An 18,694-nucleotide genomic window follows, 5' to 3' on the forward strand; every position below is an offset into this window, starting at 1 on the left:
CAGGGTCGCAATCACGGCCAAACGCCGTGACCTCAGTTCAACAGCCCGGCGTGCACCATGGCGTCGCGGATCACCGCGCCGGTCGGCTCCGTGACCTTCATCAGCGGCAGACGCACTTCTTCATGGACGCGGCCGAGCAGCTTCAGGCCATGCTTGGCGCCGGCCAGACCCGGCTCCATGAAGATCGCGTCATGCAGCGGCACCAGCCGATCCTGGATCTTGAGGGCTGCGGCATAATCCCCCTTCAGCACTGCCGCCATCAGCTCGGCGCAGGGCTTCGGCGCGACATTGGCGACGACCGAAATGCAGCCATGGCCGCCGGCGGCCATATAGGCCAGCGCGGTCATGTCCTCGCCGGACAACTGGATGAAGTCCGGCCCCATCGCGTGGCGCTGCTGCGAGACGCGGGCCAGATTGGCGGTGGCATCCTTGACGCCCGTGATGTTCTTCAACTCGTACAGCCGGCTCATGGTGGCGACCGACATATCGACGACCGAGCGCGGCGGGATGTTGTAGATCAGGATCGGAATGCCGATCGCGTCGTTCACCGCCTTGAAGTGCTGGTACATGCCTTCCTGGGTCGGCTTGTTGTAATATGGCGTGACCACCAGCACGGCGTCGGCGCCGGCCTTCTCGGCATGTTTGGCCAGTTCGACAGCCTCGCGGGTGGAATTCGAGCCGGCGCCGGCGATCACCGGAACGCGGCCGCGCGCCTCGTCGATGCACCATTCGACGACCTGCATGTGTTCCTTATGGCTCAGCGTCGGGCTCTCGCCGGTGGTGCCGACGGGGACCAGGCCGTTGGTGCCCTCGTCGATCTGCCAGGACACCAGCGCGCGGAACGCGGCCTCGTCCAGCGCGCCATCTTTGAACGGCGTGACCAAGGCAGTGTAGGACCCCCGAAAATCTGTCTTGGCTGCCATGTCATTCTCCGAACGCGCTGCGGCCTGCGCCGTCTGCTGAACCCTTGATCGAACAGCAACTTCTAACGGGTCTGCGAGGCAGACGAAAGACCGCCCGCGGGCGTTTCAGCCGCGATTTTGCCGCTGTGATCGGGCAGACAGGCCGAAGCAGGCAAATCTTGACGGTTTGTCCATAAATTCAATCAAATACAGCGGTGGTGATCGGCAACTGCCGTGATTCGCCACGAGGGAATGCCGTGAAGCGACTGGCCCCCACCACCACCCGATGGAAGGCGCTCGGCGCCACCCTGATGCTGGGCGCGAGCGTTGCGGCGCTGACGGTCGAGGCTGCATCGGGCGTGCCGCTGCCGAAACCGCGGCCGATCTCGCGCAATGTGGTTCCGGCGACCACCGCCGCCATCCCCTCCTCCACGCCGGCAAAGCCGGTCGCCGCCGATCAGGCCAGCCGTGCCCCCGCGATCCAGCCCGCGACGCGCCAGCATGCCGCATTGCCGGCGCCGACGAAGCGCGCGATTGCGCCCGCTGCGATGGCCGCGACGTCGTCCACGCCCCAGGCCGACGCCGAAGCGGTCGAGAACGTCATCGAGCTGATCCGCAACCGCAAGCCGGTCGATGCCTCGCAGGTGGCGCAGGGCATCGGCGATCCCGTCGCGCGAAAACTCGCCGAGTGGCTGATCCTGCGCAGCGACAACAACGGTGCCTCGGTAGAGCGCTACCGTGCCTTCCTGGCCGCCAATCCGAGCTGGCCGTCGCAGACCTTCCTGCGCCGCCGCGCCGAGGCAGCCCTGTGGGACGATCGCCGCAACGACGACGCCGTGCTGGCCTATTTCCAGGACGAGAAACCGCTGTCGGCCAAAGGCAAGTTCTCGCTGGCGCGGGCCATGATCGCGCGCGGCGACCGCGCGCAGGCCGAGCGTCTGGTGCGCGACGCCTGGCGCAATGATTCGATTTCCGGCGACACCGAAGCGATGGTGCTCGATCTGTTCGGGGCCCTGCTGTCGGGCGGCGACCACAAGGCACGGATGGATATGCTGCTCTATGGCAGCGACACCGATGCCGCCTTGCGCGCCGCGCAGCGGCTCGGCGGCGGCCAGATGGCGCTTGCGCGCGCGCGGATCGCGATCACCAAGAAGCAGCCGAACGCCAAGGCCCTGCTCGCGGCGGTGCCCGGCGACTTGCACAGCGATCCCGGCTACATATTCGCCAAAATCCAGCAGCTACGCCGCGACGAGAATTTTGGCGAGGCGGCGCGTCTGATGATCGCGGCGCCGCGAGATCCGGCGCGACTGCACAATCTCGACGAATGGTGGATCGAGCGCCGGCTGCTGGCGCGAAAAATGCTCGATGTCGGCGAGCACCGCTCGGCCTATATCATCGCCCGCGACGCCGCCCTGCCCGCCCGCGACATCTACAAGACCGAACAGGAATTCACCGCCGGCTGGATCGCGTTGCGTTTCCTGAAAGATCCCGCGACGGCCGCGCAGCATTTCGCGCGCATCGGGGTCGGCTCCGTCAACCCGACCGCGCTGGCGCGCGCCGGCTACTGGCAGGGCCGCGCCGCCGAAGCGATGGGCCGCAGCGCCGAGGCGCGACAGGCTTACGCATCGGCCGCCGAGCAATCGACCAGCTATTACGGCCAGCTCGCCCGCGCCAAGCTGGGCCTGCCGCAGCTCGAGATCAACGGCGCGCCGGGCGCGCGCGGCCGCGGCGTCGAGCGGCTCGAAATCGTCCGCGCGGTGGCCCTGCTCTATGCGCTGGACGAGCGCGAGATCGCGATTCCGATCTTCGGCGACATGGGCGAGAACGGCGATCCCGATGCGCTGGTGGGCTTGGGCGAAATTGCCTCGCGCAATTCCGACGCCCGCGGCATGCTACTGCTCGGCAAGGCGGCGCTGAACCGCGGCCTGCCGTTCGATTTCTACGCCTATCCGATGACCGGCATCCCGCCGTTCAAGCCAATCGGCCCGGAGGTCGAACGCGCGGTGGTGTATTCGATCGCGCGGCAGGAAAGCGCGTTCAATCCCGCGGTGGTATCGCCCGCAAATGCCTACGGGCTGATGCAGGTGACGCCGGGGGCGGCGCAATACGTCACCAAGCGGCACGGCGGGACCTACGACCTCAACCGGCTGAAGACCGACTCGGTCTACAACGCGACGCTCGGCGCCGCGGAGCTCGGCGGCCTGCTCGAGGACTATCGCGGCTCCTACATCATGACGTTTGCCGGCTACAATGCAGGCCGCGGCAGCGTGCGCAAATGGGTCGAGCGCTACGGCGACCCGCGCGATCCCAAGGTCGATGCGGTCGACTGGGTCGAATCGATCCCGTTCTCCGAGACCCGCAACTACGTGCAGCGGATCATGGAGAACCTGCAGGTCTACCGCGCCCGCTTCGGCGGCGGCTCGAAGCTGCAGATCGAAGCCGACCTGCAGCGCGGCAGCACCGAATAGCTCTCATGATCGATCCGCCGCCCATCATTCCGGTGGCGGATTACGGCTGCGCCTAATCCGCCCCACTCCTCATCTCCACAAGCAAAAACCCCCGGCAGTTTCCTGCCGGGGGTTTTCGTATCCAACTCAACCGTCGTTAGACGATCAGATTAGAAGGAGCGGAGGGCCTGAACCGAGCCAACCAGGGTGCCCTGGCTGCCGAGAACCACAGGGTTCGTGCGGTTGGTGAAGCCGGTCGGGGTAATGGTGCCCGACAGACCGGTATCCATCCAGGCGTACTGGACTTCAGCCGAGAACGTCAGGTTCTTGACGGGGGTCCAGGAGGTGCGCGAACCAACCTGATAGATCGAGAAGTTTGCATCGCCGGTGATGCCACCAGCGAAGGTCGCATTGTAACGCTGCAGCAGGATGGCGTTACCCGTAGCGGTGTTCTCGTGGCGGGCGTAAACGCCGTACAGCGAGGTGCGCCATGCCGGGTTCCAGTAGTGCTCGAAGAAGATACGAGCGCCGAAGTCTGTCGACAGCTGCAGGTCGGCGGCGGGGACAGCGCCACCCGGGCTGGCGAACACGGCATCCATGTACTGGCCGAAGGCCGCACCGTTGCCGTTGAAGATGCCGTAGCCGGTGCCGCTGGTGTTGGACGTACCACCGAACACATAACGGCTTGCACCGTTCGCGTAGGTGACGTCAGCCTTGATGCTGTCGCCAACGCCGGTCGGCAGGTTCTTGATCTCGATACCGGCGATCAGAGCGTAGCCGAACTTGTCATCGGGATGACCGGTGTTCTCGCCGGTCGCGGTACCAGCAAGGCCGTTATAGGAAGCCGAAACCTGGTGCACGGCGCCAGCGAAGTGCAGCGAACCCCAGGCCTGGTCGAGACGCAAATTGCCGACGAAGTCGGGAATCTGCTGGCCGGCGTTGGAGTTGGCGTAGGCGGTGATGCCGGGGACGCCGATCGCGTCGTTGCCGTCATAGATGCCGGCGACGCGGTAGGGACGCGGGGTTTCAGCCGAGATCGTGGCCGAGAAGCCGTTGCCGAACGAAGCGGTGTAGGCGAGCTGCGGGATACCGGTCGTGGTGTCCGAACCACCGGTGACGCCCGACGACTGCGTCGGGCGCGAGAGAACCCACTGGGTCTCGAACTGCGACACGGCCTTACCGATGGTGAAACCGGCGAACTGGATGAAGGCGAAGTCGACTTCGTTGTTGCCGCCGGCGATGCCGTCGGAAGCATCCGACCACTGGAACTGGGTGTTCACGAAGGTGCGGACGACGCCGTATTCGGTCGCGGTGCGGGTGTCCATGTTCAGGTTGGCGCGCGCGCGGCCCTGGAAGTAGTCCTTGTTACGCAGGTTGGTGAGACCAGCGCCCTGGAAGAACGGAACCGCGTAGGTGCCCGACGAGTTGAAGCTGGTATCGATGCGGATGAAGCCGCCGATCTTCAAGCAGGTGTCCGTGCCGGGGATGTAGTAGAAGCCTGCGCCATAGAGCGAGCAGACCTTGACGTATTCAACTGCCTTGACCTTCACGGGAAGATCGGCGGCCTGAGCGCCGCCCATTGCGAGCAAGCTCGCAGCCGAGCCCAAAATCAGGGCTTTAATCGTCTTCATGTAAACCTCCAAGTTGCTTGAGGGAAGGTTCCGCCACCGGGTGTTTCACCCTGAAGACTAGCCCCTTTGTCCCTGACAACCCGCAAGGCGCTTCAAGCCTCTGAACATGCCCGCCGCTCGGCGAACCCAACTCAGAACGAACCGCCCTTACGGGACGACCTCGGGATGCCCCCCTACGTCGCACCGTGAACATCTCCTAACTGCCCCCGCTTCGCAACGACAGACTGCCGCAATGCGGCCGGGTTTCGGCCGTTTGCTTGGCGGTGTTGCTCAAATCACACTAAGCAGTGATCGGGCCACGCCCATAAGCCGTTGTTTATGCGCTGGTATTTAAATGTTCCGTGAGCCCGCGGCGGACAGCCCGCCATGCGTGCAATTGCGAGAAGCACCCGCCCTTCAAATAAGGCGACTATTTCCACGGTGATGGCGAGCGATTCGCGGCGGATTCCGCAGGTGGCCCGGTTGCACAGGACGGGGGTGAGCCGCGGCGGCTAAGCGCGCGATTGCCGGATATCACCGACAGAATGTCGACAGTTGCGAACTGGCGCTTGCGGCGCGCTCTCGCGTCGGGCATATCGAGCGGGTTGGAGCTGTGGCCGAGTGGCTGAAGGCACCGCTTTGCTAAAGCGGCATACCTTTTACCGGGTATCGAGGGTTCGAATCCCTCCGGCTCCGCCACACTTTCTGTGCAACATTCGCAATACTGCTCGGCGCTCAATCCCGTTGAAGGCCGCCGGCTGGTTTTTGTCGAAGGCATGATGCCGCGCGACCGGCGCAAAGCCGGCTTCGGGAACCAAGCAGGCGCGCACCGGGTTAGTCATATGTCGCAAGGTTGCGGCAGTGCACCGACGGAGCGCCCCATGCAGATGCATCCCTCGCACGTCCGAACGATAGGCTGGCTCGCCCTTGTCGCCGCGTTGATAGCCGTGCCCGCTTCCGCCGAAAGCGTTTACGCCGAAAAGCGTCGGCTCTGCACCGGTGATGCATTCCGGCTGTGCAGCTCTGAAATTCCGAATGTCGAACTGGTGACGGCCTGCATGTGCAGGCAGAGAGACAGCCTGAGCGACGGATGCAAGTCGGTGTTCGACAAGGACGACGTGTCGTCGGTCACGCCGTCCAAGTAACCAGATCAGTTATTGCCGGCCATCCAGGCGCGTGCATCGCGCTGCGCCGTTGCGATCTCAACGTCGGACATCGTCAAAGCGACTTCCCGGCGCATCTCGATGGCATCGGCGCGGCCCTTGAGGGCGGCGAGGTTGAACCATTTGTGCGCCGCGATCAGATCGACGAAGCCGGAACGTCCGCTGGCCCAGTAAAGCCCGCGCTCGAACAGCACGTCCTGAATGGCTGAGGTTTCGACCGGCGTGGCGGCAGCGAAATCGATCTGGCCCTGAAACATCGTTCTTCCTTGTTTCTTGCTCTTGCCGCCCTGATCCGAGCGCGGCCCCTGTCCGTTTTTCGACGCAATCCCAACCGCCGTTTGCCGGCTTGTTGAGACCACTATGACCCGGAAAATTTGAAGAGCAGTTTAAGCATCGCGATGAACGAAAGCTGAAGGCGGTCGCGGGCGCGACGGCGTCATCGCCGGGAAAGCCTGTAAAACCAGGGCTTTCGGACGATGCTGCGGATTCGGTTCACCTTGCTGCTTGGCGATGCCGTAACCATCGATCCAGGGAGACGCTGGACGTGCCTACACGGCTGGCGAATTGATGTCGGGGGAAGTATCGCCGGACAAGGACCCGTGCAGCACTGGCCATATCATTCGGGGATAGCGGGGCGCGGCGGGAAATTCAGACAGGCCGGGGGATCAACCGCGCCGGCGGAAAGACGAGGGCGTCGGCAACACGTCAGGATCAGGCCTCATGGGACGATCGCCGATGAAACCGCGGACCAAGGGTCCACACCGAACAGAACACCAATACGAATACTGCGTTCTTGCGGGACCGATCGGGAAGGCACGCCCTGCCCTGAAGTACGGTCCAGCCGTTGACCTGATGTCTCGCCGACACCCTCCTTCGTCAACTGGCCTGCACTTCGTAATCCGCTTCGAGAAGCAGACTTCAACGAGGCCGGTGTGACGTCGCCGGCAGCGCCGGCAGTCTTTGGGAAGCAGAAGTTACTTCTTCTTCGCGACCTTCTTGGTCTTCTTCGCGGTCTTCTTCACGGCGGGCTTCGTCGCCTTCTTCACTGCCTTCTTCGCCTTAGCTTTCTTGGCCATGATCGTCTCCGACTGGTGTGAGATGACTTGATCGCTGCGTGCATCCGGGAATCGAAATGCACTACATTCCGAATACACCAACAAATTCAAAAAAACAGCGTCCCGCTTAAGGAAGTGTTGATGACGCAAAGTCGCAGAAGCCCCACGCGCTCAGTCATAACTCGCATTATCGCGCTTTCGCGATCGCCGGAAACACCCGAAAACCCGACGTCGGCGTTTGTCAAGATTGCAGGAAATGACTGTGCCACACAGATATTTTTAATTCTTGATATCAGAAAACTATACAAACGACTGTCGATCGCGAGTCTCTCCATGTCGAAGCCGACACACGTTGCGGACTCTGAGTCGCGATTTTTGGCAACGAATTAATTTTCGAGAAAATCGCGTTAGCCCCTTAACGCATCCCGACACAACCGCACTTTTTCCCGAATCGCCGAGGGCTGATTCGGCAGGTACTGCCGGATTGATGGTGGTAATCGGCCGCGCCGTCGTTACGACGGCGCACGGCGCAAAACGCAAAACGACGCCGCGCACATGGCGCCGGCGTCGTCGTTGCGGCCGGTCTAGATGCCGAGCTTGGACTTCAGGAGGTCGTTGACCGCCTGCGGATTGGCCTTCCCGCCGGAAGACTTCATCACCTGCCCGACGAACCAGCCCATCAGGGCCGGCTTGGCCTGGGCCTGCGCCACCTTGTCCGGATTGGCGGCCATGATCTCGTCGACGACCTTCTCGATCGCCCCCATGTCGGTGACCTGCTTCATGCCACGCGCCTCGACCAGCGCGCGCGGGTCGCCGCCTTCCGTCCAGACGATCTCGAACAGGTCCTTGGCGATCTTGCCGGAGATCACTCCCTGGCCGATCAGATCGACGATCGCGGCGATCTGGTTCGCCTTCACGGGCGACGACGCGATGTCCTGGCCTTCCTTGTTGAGACGGCCGAACAGTTCGTTGATCACCCAGTTGGCCGCGAGCTTGCCGTCGCGGGCCTTGTCACCGAGGCCACCCAGCACCGCTTCGAAGAAGTCGGCGCTCTCGCGCTCCGATACCAGCACCGCCGCGTCGTAGGGCGACAGGCCGAACGCGGAGATGAAGCGCGCCTTCTTCTCGTCCGGCAATTCCGGCAGATCGGCCTTCAAGGCCGCGACATAGTCCTCGCTGAACTCCAGCGGCAGCAAATCGGGATCCGGGAAATAGCGGTAGTCGTGTGCCTCTTCCTTGGAGCGCATCGAGCGGGTCTCGCCCTTGTTGGGGTCGTAGAGCCGCGTCTCCTGGTCGATCGTGCCGCCATCTTCCAGCACGCCGATCTGGCGCCGTGCCTCGACGTCGACGGCCTGGCCGATGAAGCGGATCGAATTGACGTTTTTGATCTCGCAGCGGGTGCCGTATGCGGCGCCCGGCTTGCGGACGGAAACGTTGACGTCGGCGCGCAGGCTGCCCTTCTCCATGTCGCCATCGCAGGTGCCGAGATAGCGCAGGATGGTGCGCAGCTTGGCCACATAGGCCTGGGCCTGCTCGGCCGAGCGCATGTCGGGCTTGGATACGATCTCCATCAAGGCCACGCCGGAGCGGTTGAGGTCGACATAGGTCATCGTCGGGCTCTGATCGTGCAGCAGCTTGCCGGCGTCCTGCTCCAGATGCAGCCGCTCGATGCCCACCGTGATGCTGTCGCCATCGGCCAATTCGACCACGACCTCGCCCTCGCCGACGATCGGCGATTTGTACTGGCTAATCTGGTAGCCCTGCGGCAGGTCGGGATAGAAGTAATTCTTGCGGTCAAAGGTCGAGCGCCGGTTGATCTGCGCCTTCAGCCCGAGCCCGGTGCGCACCGCCTGTGCCACGCAGGCCTCGTTGATGACCGGCAGCATGCCCGGCATCGCCGCATCGACCAGCGAGACATGACTGTTCGGCGCGCCGCCGAATTCGGTGGAGGCCCCGGAGAACAGCTTGGCGTTGGAAGTGACCTGGGCGTGGACTTCCAGCCCGATCACGATTTCCCAGTCGCCGGTGGCGCCCTTGATGAGTTTCGACGGTTTGACAGGTGCGTTCATGAGCGCGCTTTTACTCCGGCAGCAGTTCCGGGAAAACCCCCTGCGGCATTATACTTGGCCTCACAGCCCGCGGGCGAACGCCTGGAAGATCGGGCTGATGCGCAGCGTCTCGCGGCCGGCGGCGATGACGTCGTCGACCTGCTGCGGCGGCAACTGGAAGCGGGTCGGCACCGCTTCGAGGGCGGCGGCGCGCGTGGTGTCGAGCTGGTCGAAGCCGAGGCGACCGATGAAGAAGTTGAGGTCCTTGCAATTCCAGCCGGGCCTTGCCCCCAGCCGCGCTCGCTCCGCGCCGGACAGGCCGCAGCGCCATTTGATCATCGCCGCCTGCCAGTCCTTCATGGTGCGGTCGAACGCCGAATAGCTGGCGCCGACGCTGGCATCCATCGTGGTGTCCACCGCGGCCTTCAGCATGTCGACGCCGGTCGGGCCCTCCACGGTGTTGACCCAGTTGCCGGAAATACCGGCCTTGGCGTCGATCACCAGGAACATGGCGCGGCGCACCTTGACCGCCTGCGCGGCGGTCAGCGGCGCATAGGGATTGTCGGAGGATTCCCGGATGATGGTGAAGCCGGAGATGCCGTAATTGTCGACCAGCCCGCCGTCCATCAGCTTGATGTAGGGCACCGCCCCGTCACGGTAGCGCAACACGGCCTTGGCATAGGAGGACAGCATCGGCGACGAGTTGCGGTTGGCTGCGGCCTTCTCGATCCACGGCGGCAGCGGGTCGGCGCAGGTGCCGGGGAAGGCTTTCACCACCGCCGGCGCAAAGGCGATCGGCACGGCGGCAGAAGCCGCGACCGCGCTCGACAGCGGATACTTGGTGAGATCGCTGCAAATCGAGGAGAACGCCGTGGTGTCGAACACGAACGGCACGTGGTTGTAGATGTCGGAAGCGTTGATCCACACCCGCGGCGAGCCGGCGCTGCGGAATTCACCGAAGGTCGCGTTCTTGAACAGATGGGCGTCGAGCCATTTAGTGAACGCCTTGGAGTCGTTGATGCCACCGCCGAAGGCGCGGCCGATGGTGTCGAGCGACAGTTCGGTCTGCAGGCCCTCTTCCGCATTCTGCAGCAGGAATTTTTCGCGGAAATCGGCCAGCGCGTCGCGCTTCTTCAGGCCGAAATAGGCGGCGGTCACCGAACCGCCGGAGACGCCGGAAACGAAATCGATGCGGTCGAGCATCTTGTCCGATGCGCGCGGCATCGGCGTGCTCTCCATCTCCTGCAACACGCCGAACGAAAACGCCGCCGCGCGGGTACCGCCGCCGGAGAACGCCAGACCGATCAGCAGGTCGTCCGCAGCTGCGGCGTCCTCGACCGTCGGTCTTATGTTCTCCGCGACGCCCTCGACGCCGAGCGGCACGTTGATCGGAATGTTGTGCACCGAAGCACAGCCGAGCAGCAAAGCGGCGGTCGCAACGACGACCCCGAGAGACCCCAACCTGCTCATCAATTTTTCGCTCTCGCGCCTTCAGCCGACAATGTCCGCAGACTAACCGGATCGGCCAGGCCAGCGACGCCCGGACGTTCGGAAAGCTCTCAACAGATCTCAGGGAAAACAATTGCCATTTGATGCAAATGGCGTGGAAACCGCATATGCGTCCGGATCATGGTTATTGGAAGGCTAACGCACCTGATCACGATTAGTTCGGCTGCGTGCCCGGCGCGGCATCGAATACCAGCGTGAACCAGGTGCCTTGCCCGCGCATGCTCGCGACGTTGAACTTCACGTTCGGCGCATTTTCTTTCAGCGTCTGCAGGATCAGCGCGCCGAGCTTGCGCGGCGACGGCCATTCCTGGTCCTCGCCGAGACCGACGCCGTCATCCGACACCACGACGGTGACGTGACCGCCCTCGAGCTTGCAGATCAGTTTGATCTGCCCGCCGGCGCGGCCGACGAATGCATATTTCAGGGCGTTGGTCAGCATCTCGTTGACCAGGAGACCGGCGGGCATGGCGATGTTGATCGACATCGGACAAAAGCCGACCTGCAGGTCGATCTCGATCCCCTCAGGCGCATTGGCCGCCATCACTGCGCGCGCGACGTCGGCAAGGTACTGGCCGAGATCGATATCCGCAGTGGCGTCTTCAGCCGACAGCGCCCGGTACAGCACGGTCAGCGCGTCGATCCGGCTGGCGAGCCGCGCCAGCGCCACCGCCTCACCCTCCGCCGCCGAGCGCGCCTCGAGGCGCACCAGCGCGGTAATCAGTTGCAGATTGTTCTTCACGCGGTGCTGCAACTCGCGCATCAGCATGTCGCGGTCGCGGATCTGGTTCTCGAACTGCTCGATCTGCGCACGCTCGCGACCGCCGACATCGACCAGAGCGGCAATGCGGAAGTTTTCCACGCCGTTCTCGCTCTCGATCACCGAGGCATAGGCCTGCACGATGACCAGGCGATCCACCGGCCCGGACGGCCGGAACACGCCGATAAAATCCTCGCCGTCGCGGATCGCCTCGCCGAGCGTCTTGGTCGAATCGTCTTCGTTCACGAAACCATCGAGACAGGTCCAGCCCTGGCCCTCGACATCGCCAGCCATCATCGACATCTGGAGTTCGAACGCCTTGTTGGCATAGACAATGTGCTGCTGATTGCCGGCCCCGCGGGAAATCGCGATCGCCACCGGCACATGGTCAAGCAGATGCTTGTAGCGATCGCTCTCGATCGCCAGCGCAATCTTTGACGACCCCAGAATCTGATCGACCTGCTGGGAGGACGGCTGTCCGTCGTCGGCGCTCATACGATGTCCACTCTCATGGATAAACCATGACCAAACGCCGATCGAAACGCAATGTCAAAGCAGCAACACTTGGTCCGAACCTTCACCACCATTTCGGCGGCGTGAAGCGACCGGCGGCCTGCTCGATGGTTTCGCCGAGCGAGAACAGCGTCTCTTCGTCGAACGGCCGGCCGATCAGTTGCAGCCCTAGCGGCAGACCCTGCGCGTCGCGACCGGCGGGAACCGCGATGCCGGGCAGCCCGGCCATGTTCACCGTCACCGTGAAAATGTCGTTGAGATACATTTCGATCGGATCGGCGCCGCCCTTCTCGCCGATCCCGAACGCCGCGGACGGCGTCGCCGGAGTCAGGATCGCGTGAATACCTGACGCGAAGCACTCTTCGAAATCCTTCTTGATCAGCGTGCGGACCTTTTGCGCGCGCAGATAATAGGCGTCGTAATAGCCGGCCGAGAGAACATAGGTGCCGATCATGATGCGGCGGCGGACTTCGGCGCCAAAGCCTTCGGCGCGGGTATTTTCATACATGTCGCCGAGCGTGCGGCCGGGCACCCGCAGGCCATAGCGAACGCCGTCATAGCGCGCCAGGTTCGACGAGGCCTCGGCGGGCGCCACGATGTAATAGGCCGGCAGCGCGTATTTGGTGTGCGGCAGCGACACATCGACCAGTTCCGCACCGGCAGCCTTGAGCTGCGCGGCGCCATCCTTCCAGAGCTTCTCGATTTCCGCCGGCATCCCGTCGAGCCGGTACTCGCGGGGGATCCCGATCTTCATGCCCTTAACCGAGCGGCCGACCGCAGCTTCATAATCCGGCACCGCGCGATCCACCGAGGTGGAATCCTTGGGATCGTGGCCGGCCATCGAGCGCAGCAGGATCGCGGCGTCGCGCACCGTGCGCGTGATCGGCCCGGCCTGATCGAGCGACGACGCAAATGCCACGACGCCCCAGCGCGAGCAACGGCCATAGGTCGGCTTGATCCCCACCGTGCCGGTGAAGGCCGCAGGCTGACGGATCGAGCCGCCAGTGTCGGTCGCGGTCGCGCCAAGGCACAGGCCGGCCGCCACGGCGGAGGCCGAACCGCCCGACGAGCCGCCGGGAACCAGTTGGACGTCGGAGCCTTCGCGGCGCCACGGATTGACCACCGGGCCGAAGGCCGAGGTCTCGTTGGCCGAGCCCATCGCGAACTCGTCATTGTTGAGCTTGCCGAGCATCACCGCGCCGTCGCGCCAGAGCTGCGAGGTGACGGTGGATTCATAGGGCGGAATGAAATTGCCGAGGATTTTCGAACACGCGGTGGTGCGGACATCCTTGGTCGCAAACAGGTCCTTGATGCCCAGCGGAATGCCGGCCAGCGGCCCCGCCTCGCCCTTGGCGATGCTGGCGTCGGCCGCCGCGGCCATCGCGCGGGCATGCACCGGCGTCTCCAGCACATAGGCGTTCAGCACGCGCGCGTTCTCGACCGCCACGATATGCGCGTCGGTCAGCTCAATCGACGTGAAGGATTTTTTCGCGAGGCCGTCACGGGCCTCCGCGAGCGTCAGCGACGTAAGATTAGTCATCTATTTATTGACCGGGCTGCAGAAGAACGGAGAGAGCGTCTTGTCGTTTTCCGGCGCGTCGCGGCGGAGTTTTTCGTTCGCCTTGTCGGCGGCCTCGAGCTGGTCGAGCACGGCGTCCATCGCCTGGTCGACATCGACAATCTTGCCCTGCTTCTCGAGGGCATCGAGATAGTCCATGTAGAGCTGGTAGGACTTTTCATCGTCGCAAAGCATGCACATGCGATGGTCCCGCTGTTATTCGACGACTTTGGGGACGAGGAAGAAATGGTCCTGCTCGTCCGGCGCGTTCGCCGTCACCTTGTCGACGATCTCGCCGTCATTGACCACGTCCAGGCGCTTCTTCATCTCCATCGGCATCACCGATGTCATCGGCTCGACGCCGTCGACATTCACTTCCTGCAGCTGCTCGACGAAGGCCAGCATGGCGTTGAGCTCGCCCTGCAGATGGGGAACCTCGGCGTCAGTGACCGCGATCCGCGCAAGCTGCGCGATACGGCGAACGGTGGCGGCATCGACGGACATATGGGGAGCCTCGGGCGGATTTCAGCCCGCCGTATAGCAGACGGAGGTTTCGCGCCGCAACCGCGGGCGCGGATCAGCCGGCGAGCTGCTCCATCCGCGCCAGCGCCGAGGCCGCCAGCGCCCGGGTCAGTTCGGCTGCGGGCCATTCGGTACCCATGTGCACCGCCTGCCCGGCCCACAGATTGGTGAAATCGGTGCGGCCCAGCTTCTCGGCGGCGGTTTTCAGCGGCCCCAGCGCCACCGCGGCGTGCGGAAACGCCGGCGCGTCCGGCGAGATCGGCCCGACCTCGCGCATCACCCGGTTGATGACGCCGCGCGCCGGCCGCCCGGTCATGACGTTGGTAATCACGGTGCCGTCATCGGCCGATTCGGCCAGCGCCGCACGGGCCGGTCCGCTGACCTTGGACTCCGGCGTGCGCAAAAAAGCGGTGCCAAGCTGCACGCCGGCGGCGCCCAGCGCGAACGCCGCCGCGATGCCGCGGCCGTCGGCGATCCCGCCGGCGGCGATCACGGGCACCTTCACTGCGTCCACCACCTGCGGCAGCAGCGCGAAGAGGCCGGGCTGCGTGGTGATGTCCTGCGTCAGGAACATGCCGCGATGGCCGCCCGCTTCCGCTCCCTGCGCGATGATGACGTCCGCGCCGTTCTGCTCGAGCCAGACGGCCTCGCGCACGATGGTCGCCGACGACATCACAAGACAGCCCGCCGCCTTGACGCGCGCGAGCAAGGCCGGCGCCGGCAGGCCGAAATGGAAGCTGACCACTTCGGGCCTCAGCTCCTCGACGAGCGCGCACATCTCCTCGCCGAACGGCGCGCGGTTGGCGACGTTGCTCGGCGCATCCTGCGGCAGGCCGAGTTCGCTGAAGTAGGCCGACAGCCGCTGCCGCCAGCCGGCTTCGCGGGCAGCGTCTGGCTCGACGCCGGTGTGGCAGAAGAAGTTCATGTTGAGCGGTGCCGACACGCGCTGCCGGATGATGCCGATTTGCTCGCGGGCCTTTTCGACCGAAACGGCCGCACAAGGCAGCGACCCCAACCCGCCGCCCTCAGCCACCGCGATCACCATGTCGGTATCGACCGGGCCGATCATCGGCGCCTGCACGATGGGAAACTCGATCTTCAACAGCTCGATCAACCTGCGGTTCGGCCACATAGGTGCGCTCATTCAATGATGTCGGGGATCGGCGCGGGCATCATTGCCCGGCCGGTTGCTGCGTACCACAATCGCAAGAGCCGGGCTATGCGATTTGCCGTGGCCTGATCAGCAGCCATTTGCGCAGCGCAACGCCGGCCCAGATCGCTTCCACCAGCCCGAACGGCCAGGCGCCCTGCAAAAATCCATACAGCGAGCCGAGGCCGCACGCTCCGGCAAAGGCCAGCACGTACCACGGGCTGCGCGCCTCCAGCGCGTAGCAGACCAGCATGGCCGTGACGGCAAACAATCCGAATAGCGTCAGGGCGTCCATGCCGGGATTTTCCTTTTTGCGCGGCCGCATGCTATGCGGGCGCATGCCTGCACTCATCCTACCATTGATCGACGCCGCCGCGCACTTGCCGGCGCGCGGGGCGCTGATCGGCCTAGATCTCGGCACCAAGACCATCGGCGTCGCGGTGTCGGACCCCGACCGCCGGCTGGCCACCGGCGTCGAGACCGTCGAGCGCAAGGCGTTCACGGCCGACGCAGCCCGGCTGGTCAAGCTTGCCGATGAGCGCAATATCGCGGGCTTCGTGCTCGGCCTGCCGATCAACATGGACGGCTCGGAAGGTCCGCGCGCGCAATCGACCCGCGCCTTCGCGCGCAATTTTTCGAGACTGACCGAGCTGCCGATCGCCTTCTGGGACGAGCGGCTGTCAACCTCGGCGGTGGAGCGCGAGTTGATCGCCAACGACGTCAGCCGCGCCAAGCGCGCCAAGGTTATCGACGAGCACGCCGCAATCTTCATCCTGCAGGGCGCGCTGGATCGTCTCGCTACGCTGGCGCGCTCGCCGGACATTCGCTGAGCCACACCGGCCCCTCCCCGTCATTGCGAGGAGCGAAGCGACGCGGCAATCCAGAAAACCGCACGCGCCGAAAGAACCGGATTGCTTCGTCGCAAGGGGTCCTCGCAATGACGGGGATGGGAAGGTGGTCCCCTCATCTCACGAATACGTCGCGATCCACAACGTCTGCACCGTCGCCGCAAGATTATTCAGGCCGTGCACGAAAACCGTCAGCCACGTCGAGTTGTAGCGATAGCGCAGCCAGCCGAGCCACAGGCCGATGGTGAAAATTTCGCAGAAGAAGAACCAGTCGTACTGCAGGTGCATCGCGGTCCACACCAGCGACGACAGCGCGATGGCGCCCCACGGCCGCAAGAACGATTCCGACCAGCCGCGATAGAGAAAACCGCGGACGAAGAACTCTTCCGTCATCGGCGCGGCCACGCAGAAGGCGAGCACCAGGAGCCACAGCGCGCCATCGGCGCGGGCCGATTTCAGCACGTCCATCATGAAGCCCGGCGAGGAATCGCGGCCCATTGCGCGCGAGATCAGCTCCCACAATCCGACCAGCAGGATCAGGCCGAGCGCGCCGACAGCAAAATTCTTCCACGAGGTGCCATCAAGCGCGAGATAGGCCGCGAACCGCATCCGCGCCAGCCGTGTCGCCAGCCACAGCGCGGCGCATACCGCCGGCAGTCCCATGATCACCGAAAGCGCGATCGCCGTGCCGCTCGACAGCGTGCGCGTCAGCAGCGTGAGGTCGAACGGCGCGTCCTTCATCAGGACGAGATACAGCACCACCGTGACCTGGCCGAGAAACAGCGCGGCGAAAGCAAACAGGCCCCACAGGCTGGTGCCCCAGAACTTCCAGATCCGCGGCGGCTTCGACAGGTCGGGTGGCGCAAGCTCCGCCGGAATATCCTGCGAACTCATTGCGGCAAAGCGCGGTCGAGCAACGTCCGGCTCTGCGCCTCGGAGAGCTCGGCGGTGCCAAGCATCGCGTGGCGCGAACCGCCGAGCCGGGTCTTCGCGAACAATTCGGCATGGGTGGGATTGACGATGTTCAGCGCCGCCGCGGCGGCGAGCACCGCCAGTGTTTCCACCGCCTGCCGCGCCACGCGCTCGCTGTCCGGCCGCAGCAGGCAGCCGATCACGAACGCCGCGGATTCTCCGGCGCCCGGCATGCCCCGCGTCTCGTCGACCAGTTCCTGCAGCACGGCGGTGGCCGCCTCGCCGTCATGCGACAGCGCGCGCAGCACGTCGAGGCACATCACATTGCCGGAGCCCTCCCAGATCGCGTTGACCGGAGCTTCCCGATAGTGTCGTGCCAGAATGCCTTCCTCGACATAGCCGTTGCCGCCCATGCACTCCATCGCTTCATAGAGGAAGCCCGGTGCGCTCTTGCAGACCCAGTATTTGATCGCCGGCGTCATCAGCCGCATGTACGCCGCTTCCGCTGGAAGTTCGGGCGCGAGGTCGAAAGAGCGGCACAACCGCATCACCAGAGCGGTCGAGGCCTCGACCTGCAGCGCCATGTCGGCGAGTACGCTCTGCATCAGCGGCTGGTCGGCCAGATGCTTCTGAAACACGCTGCGGTGACGCGCATGATGCAGCGCATGCACCAGGCCGGAGCGCATCAGCCCGGCGGAGGCGACCGCGCAATCCTGCCGTGTCAGCTGCACCATCTGGATGATGGTGCGGATGCCCCGGCCCTCGTCGCCGACGCGGAGCGCATAGGCGTCGTTGAACTCGACTTCGGAGGACGCATTGGAGCGATTGCCGAGCTTGTCCTTCAGCCGCTGGAACTGCAGCGCGTTGACCGAGCCATCCGGCCGGAAGCGCGGCATGAAGAAGCACGACAGCCCCTCCTCGGCCTGCGCCAGCACCAGGAAGGCGTCGCACATCGGCGCCGACATGAACCATTTGTGGCCGCGGATCAGATAGGCGTCGCCGTCGCGCGTGGCGGATGTGATGTTGCTGCGGACGTCGGTACCGCCCTGCTTCTCCGTCATGCCCATGCCGAGCGTCATGCCGGTCTTGCCCGACCACGGCGCAAACGACGGATCGTAGCTGCGGCTGGAGAGCACCGGCATCACCTGCGCCAGCAGGTCGGGCTGCGACGCCAATGCCGCGACGGACGCGCGCGTCATGGTCAGCGGGCAGAGATGCCCGGTCTCGACTTGCGCAGCCATGAACAATTTGGCTGCTCGCGACACTTCCGAGGCCTTGCCGGCGGGCGCGCCCGTCTTTCCCCAGGTCGAGTTGTGCAGCCCGGCCGCGACCGAGTGCGCCATCAGCTCGTGATAGGCCGGATGAAACTCGACCTCGTCGCGGCGGTTGCCGCGGGCATCATGGGTATTCAGCTTCGGCGTGTTTTCGTTGGCCAGCCGGGCGGTTTCCGCCATCGCGGCAGAGCCGAACAACTGGCCGAAGTTCGAATGATCGACATAGGCCGACGACGCCTCGTTGAAGGCCACCGCCTCGACCAGCGGCCGGTCGGAGGCGAACAGATCGACATCCTCATAGGGCGGCGACTGGTTCAGCGCCTCAGGGGTGGTGGCGTGGTTCATGAAACATTCCCGGCTGCAGCGATATGCTCGCTTTTACGCAAGATTCGCCACGAATTCACGCGATCATCCGAAGCGTCAGGA

16 protein-coding genes and 1 tRNA gene are annotated in these 18,694 nt (G+C 64.4%); 4 read left to right on the top strand and 13 right to left on the bottom strand.

The annotated features are described in order from the left end of the window. Positions 1-32: 32 nt before the first annotated feature. On the bottom strand, positions 33-923 hold the full coding sequence (gene dapA, locus FIU28_RS15655) for a 4-hydroxy-tetrahydrodipicolinate synthase (protein ID WP_143574156.1): 891 nt from the start codon (positions 921-923) through the stop codon (positions 33-35). A 290-nt stretch (positions 924-1,213) separates the two neighbouring features. Between dapA and FIU28_RS15660 the strand changes: the two genes are divergently transcribed. Next, positions 1,214-3,370: a lytic transglycosylase domain-containing protein gene (locus FIU28_RS15660; protein WP_143576218.1), complete on the top strand. Its 2,157-nt coding sequence runs from the start codon at positions 1,214-1,216 to the stop codon at positions 3,368-3,370. A 149-nt stretch (positions 3,371-3,519) separates the two neighbouring features. Here FIU28_RS15660 and FIU28_RS15665 read toward each other — a convergent pair whose 3' ends face one another. Then, a complete protein-coding gene (locus FIU28_RS15665) occupies positions 3,520-4,980 on the bottom strand; it encodes a porin (RefSeq protein ID WP_143574157.1) in 1,461 nt (486 codons plus the stop codon). Positions 4,981-5,566: 586 nt separating this feature from the next. Here FIU28_RS15665 and FIU28_RS15670 point away from each other — a divergent pair. Next, positions 5,567-5,658: transfer RNA gene (locus tag FIU28_RS15670), tRNA-Ser, on the top strand. Between the two features lie 182 nt (positions 5,659-5,840). Next, the gene (locus FIU28_RS15675) at positions 5,841-6,104 is read left to right on the top strand and encodes a hypothetical protein (RefSeq protein WP_143574158.1); all 264 of its coding nucleotides are present in this window, start codon (positions 5,841-5,843) and stop codon (positions 6,102-6,104) included. A 5-nt stretch (positions 6,105-6,109) separates the two neighbouring features. Here FIU28_RS15675 and FIU28_RS15680 read toward each other — a convergent pair whose 3' ends face one another. From FIU28_RS15680 to FIU28_RS15720, 9 genes are all read right to left on the bottom strand, one after another. Then, positions 6,110-6,379: a hypothetical protein gene (locus FIU28_RS15680; RefSeq protein WP_143574159.1), complete on the bottom strand. Its 270-nt coding sequence runs from the start codon at positions 6,377-6,379 to the stop codon at positions 6,110-6,112. Positions 6,380-7,761: 1,382 nt separating this feature from the next. Then, entirely contained in the window at positions 7,762-9,246 is a 1,485-nt protein-coding gene (gene gatB, locus FIU28_RS15685) for an Asp-tRNA(Asn)/Glu-tRNA(Gln) amidotransferase subunit GatB (RefSeq protein ID WP_143574160.1), read from the bottom strand. Positions 9,247-9,306: 60 nt separating this feature from the next. Further along, entirely contained in the window at positions 9,307-10,695 is a 1,389-nt protein-coding gene (locus FIU28_RS15690) for a patatin-like phospholipase family protein (protein WP_143574161.1), read from the bottom strand. A gap of 193 nt (positions 10,696-10,888) precedes the next feature. Continuing rightward, on the bottom strand, positions 10,889-11,986 hold the full coding sequence (locus FIU28_RS15695) for a histidine kinase dimerization/phosphoacceptor domain -containing protein (RefSeq protein WP_143574162.1): 1,098 nt from the start codon (positions 11,984-11,986) through the stop codon (positions 10,889-10,891). An 82-nt stretch (positions 11,987-12,068) separates the two neighbouring features. Continuing rightward, complete coding sequence (gatA, locus tag FIU28_RS15700) at positions 12,069-13,544, bottom strand: Asp-tRNA(Asn)/Glu-tRNA(Gln) amidotransferase subunit GatA (RefSeq protein ID WP_143574163.1); 1,476 nt, start codon at positions 13,542-13,544, stop codon at positions 12,069-12,071. Further along, positions 13,545-13,763 (bottom strand): hypothetical protein, encoded by a 219-nt coding sequence (locus tag FIU28_RS15705; protein WP_143574164.1) that lies wholly within the window; start codon positions 13,761-13,763, stop codon positions 13,545-13,547. It lies immediately after the preceding gene. Positions 13,764-13,778: 15 nt separating this feature from the next. Beyond that, positions 13,779-14,066: an Asp-tRNA(Asn)/Glu-tRNA(Gln) amidotransferase subunit GatC gene (gene gatC / locus FIU28_RS15710; protein WP_143574165.1), complete on the bottom strand. Its 288-nt coding sequence runs from the start codon at positions 14,064-14,066 to the stop codon at positions 13,779-13,781. Positions 14,067-14,139: 73 nt separating this feature from the next. After that, positions 14,140-15,216, bottom strand: a complete 1,077-nt coding sequence (locus FIU28_RS15715) for an NAD(P)H-dependent flavin oxidoreductase (RefSeq protein WP_143576219.1) — start codon at positions 15,214-15,216, stop codon at positions 14,140-14,142. An 85-nt stretch (positions 15,217-15,301) separates the two neighbouring features. Next, complete coding sequence (locus FIU28_RS15720; protein ID WP_143576220.1) at positions 15,302-15,529, bottom strand: hypothetical protein; 228 nt, start codon at positions 15,527-15,529, stop codon at positions 15,302-15,304. Positions 15,530-15,572: 43 nt separating this feature from the next. Between FIU28_RS15720 and ruvX the strand changes: the two genes are divergently transcribed. Beyond that, positions 15,573-16,064 carry a Holliday junction resolvase RuvX gene (gene ruvX / locus FIU28_RS15725; RefSeq protein ID WP_143574166.1) on the top strand — a complete coding sequence of 164 codons (492 nt, stop codon included), beginning with the start codon at positions 15,573-15,575 and terminating at the stop codon, positions 16,062-16,064. 138 nt (positions 16,065-16,202) lie between these two features. Here the strand turns inward: ruvX and FIU28_RS15730 are convergent, their stop codons facing one another. Both FIU28_RS15730 and FIU28_RS15735 read right to left on the bottom strand, forming a co-directional pair. Then, entirely contained in the window at positions 16,203-16,976 is a 774-nt protein-coding gene (locus tag FIU28_RS15730; RefSeq protein WP_143574167.1) for a CPBP family intramembrane glutamic endopeptidase, read from the bottom strand. Next, positions 16,973-18,613 carry an acyl-CoA dehydrogenase family protein gene (locus tag FIU28_RS15735; RefSeq protein ID WP_143574168.1) on the bottom strand — a complete coding sequence of 547 codons (1,641 nt, stop codon included), beginning with the start codon at positions 18,611-18,613 and terminating at the stop codon, positions 16,973-16,975. Before FIU28_RS15735 ends, FIU28_RS15730 begins: the two co-directional genes overlap by 4 nt. Positions 18,614-18,694 lie beyond the last annotated feature (81 nt).

This window comes from Tardiphaga sp. vice154 (assembly GCF_007018645.1).
Taxonomy (GTDB): domain Bacteria; phylum Pseudomonadota; class Alphaproteobacteria; order Rhizobiales; family Xanthobacteraceae; genus Tardiphaga.

What these genes read in the sequence shown, in the direction of transcription:
- dapA (WP_143574156.1), bottom strand. Translation starts at nt 923, where the DNA reads ATGGCAGCCAAGACAGATTTTCGGGGGTCCTACACTGCCTTGGTCACG.
- FIU28_RS15660 (WP_143576218.1), top strand. Translation starts at nt 1,214, where the DNA reads ATGCTGGGCGCGAGCGTTGCGGCGCTGACGGTCGAGGCTGCATCGGGC.
- FIU28_RS15665 (WP_143574157.1), bottom strand. Translation starts at nt 4,980, where the DNA reads ATGAAGACGATTAAAGCCCTGATTTTGGGCTCGGCTGCGAGCTTGCTC.
- FIU28_RS15675 (WP_143574158.1), top strand. Translation starts at nt 5,841, where the DNA reads ATGCAGATGCATCCCTCGCACGTCCGAACGATAGGCTGGCTCGCCCTT.
- FIU28_RS15680 (WP_143574159.1), bottom strand. Translation starts at nt 6,379, where the DNA reads ATGTTTCAGGGCCAGATCGATTTCGCTGCCGCCACGCCGGTCGAAACC.
- gatB (WP_143574160.1), bottom strand. Translation starts at nt 9,246, where the DNA reads ATGAACGCACCTGTCAAACCGTCGAAACTCATCAAGGGCGCCACCGGC.
- FIU28_RS15690 (WP_143574161.1), bottom strand. Translation starts at nt 10,695, where the DNA reads ATGAGCAGGTTGGGGTCTCTCGGGGTCGTCGTTGCGACCGCCGCTTTG.
- FIU28_RS15695 (WP_143574162.1), bottom strand. Translation starts at nt 11,986, where the DNA reads ATGAGCGCCGACGACGGACAGCCGTCCTCCCAGCAGGTCGATCAGATT.
- gatA (WP_143574163.1), bottom strand. Translation starts at nt 13,544, where the DNA reads ATGACTAATCTTACGTCGCTGACGCTCGCGGAGGCCCGTGACGGCCTC.
- FIU28_RS15705 (WP_143574164.1), bottom strand. Translation starts at nt 13,763, where the DNA reads ATGTGCATGCTTTGCGACGATGAAAAGTCCTACCAGCTCTACATGGAC.
- gatC (WP_143574165.1), bottom strand. Translation starts at nt 14,066, where the DNA reads ATGTCCGTCGATGCCGCCACCGTTCGCCGTATCGCGCAGCTTGCGCGG.
- FIU28_RS15715 (WP_143576219.1), bottom strand. Translation starts at nt 15,216, where the DNA reads ATGTGGCCGAACCGCAGGTTGATCGAGCTGTTGAAGATCGAGTTTCCC.
- FIU28_RS15720 (WP_143576220.1), bottom strand. Translation starts at nt 15,529, where the DNA reads ATGGACGCCCTGACGCTATTCGGATTGTTTGCCGTCACGGCCATGCTG.
- ruvX (WP_143574166.1), top strand. Translation starts at nt 15,573, where the DNA reads ATGCCTGCACTCATCCTACCATTGATCGACGCCGCCGCGCACTTGCCG.
- FIU28_RS15730 (WP_143574167.1), bottom strand. Translation starts at nt 16,976, where the DNA reads ATGAGTTCGCAGGATATTCCGGCGGAGCTTGCGCCACCCGACCTGTCG.
- FIU28_RS15735 (WP_143574168.1), bottom strand. Translation starts at nt 18,613, where the DNA reads ATGAACCACGCCACCACCCCTGAGGCGCTGAACCAGTCGCCGCCCTAT.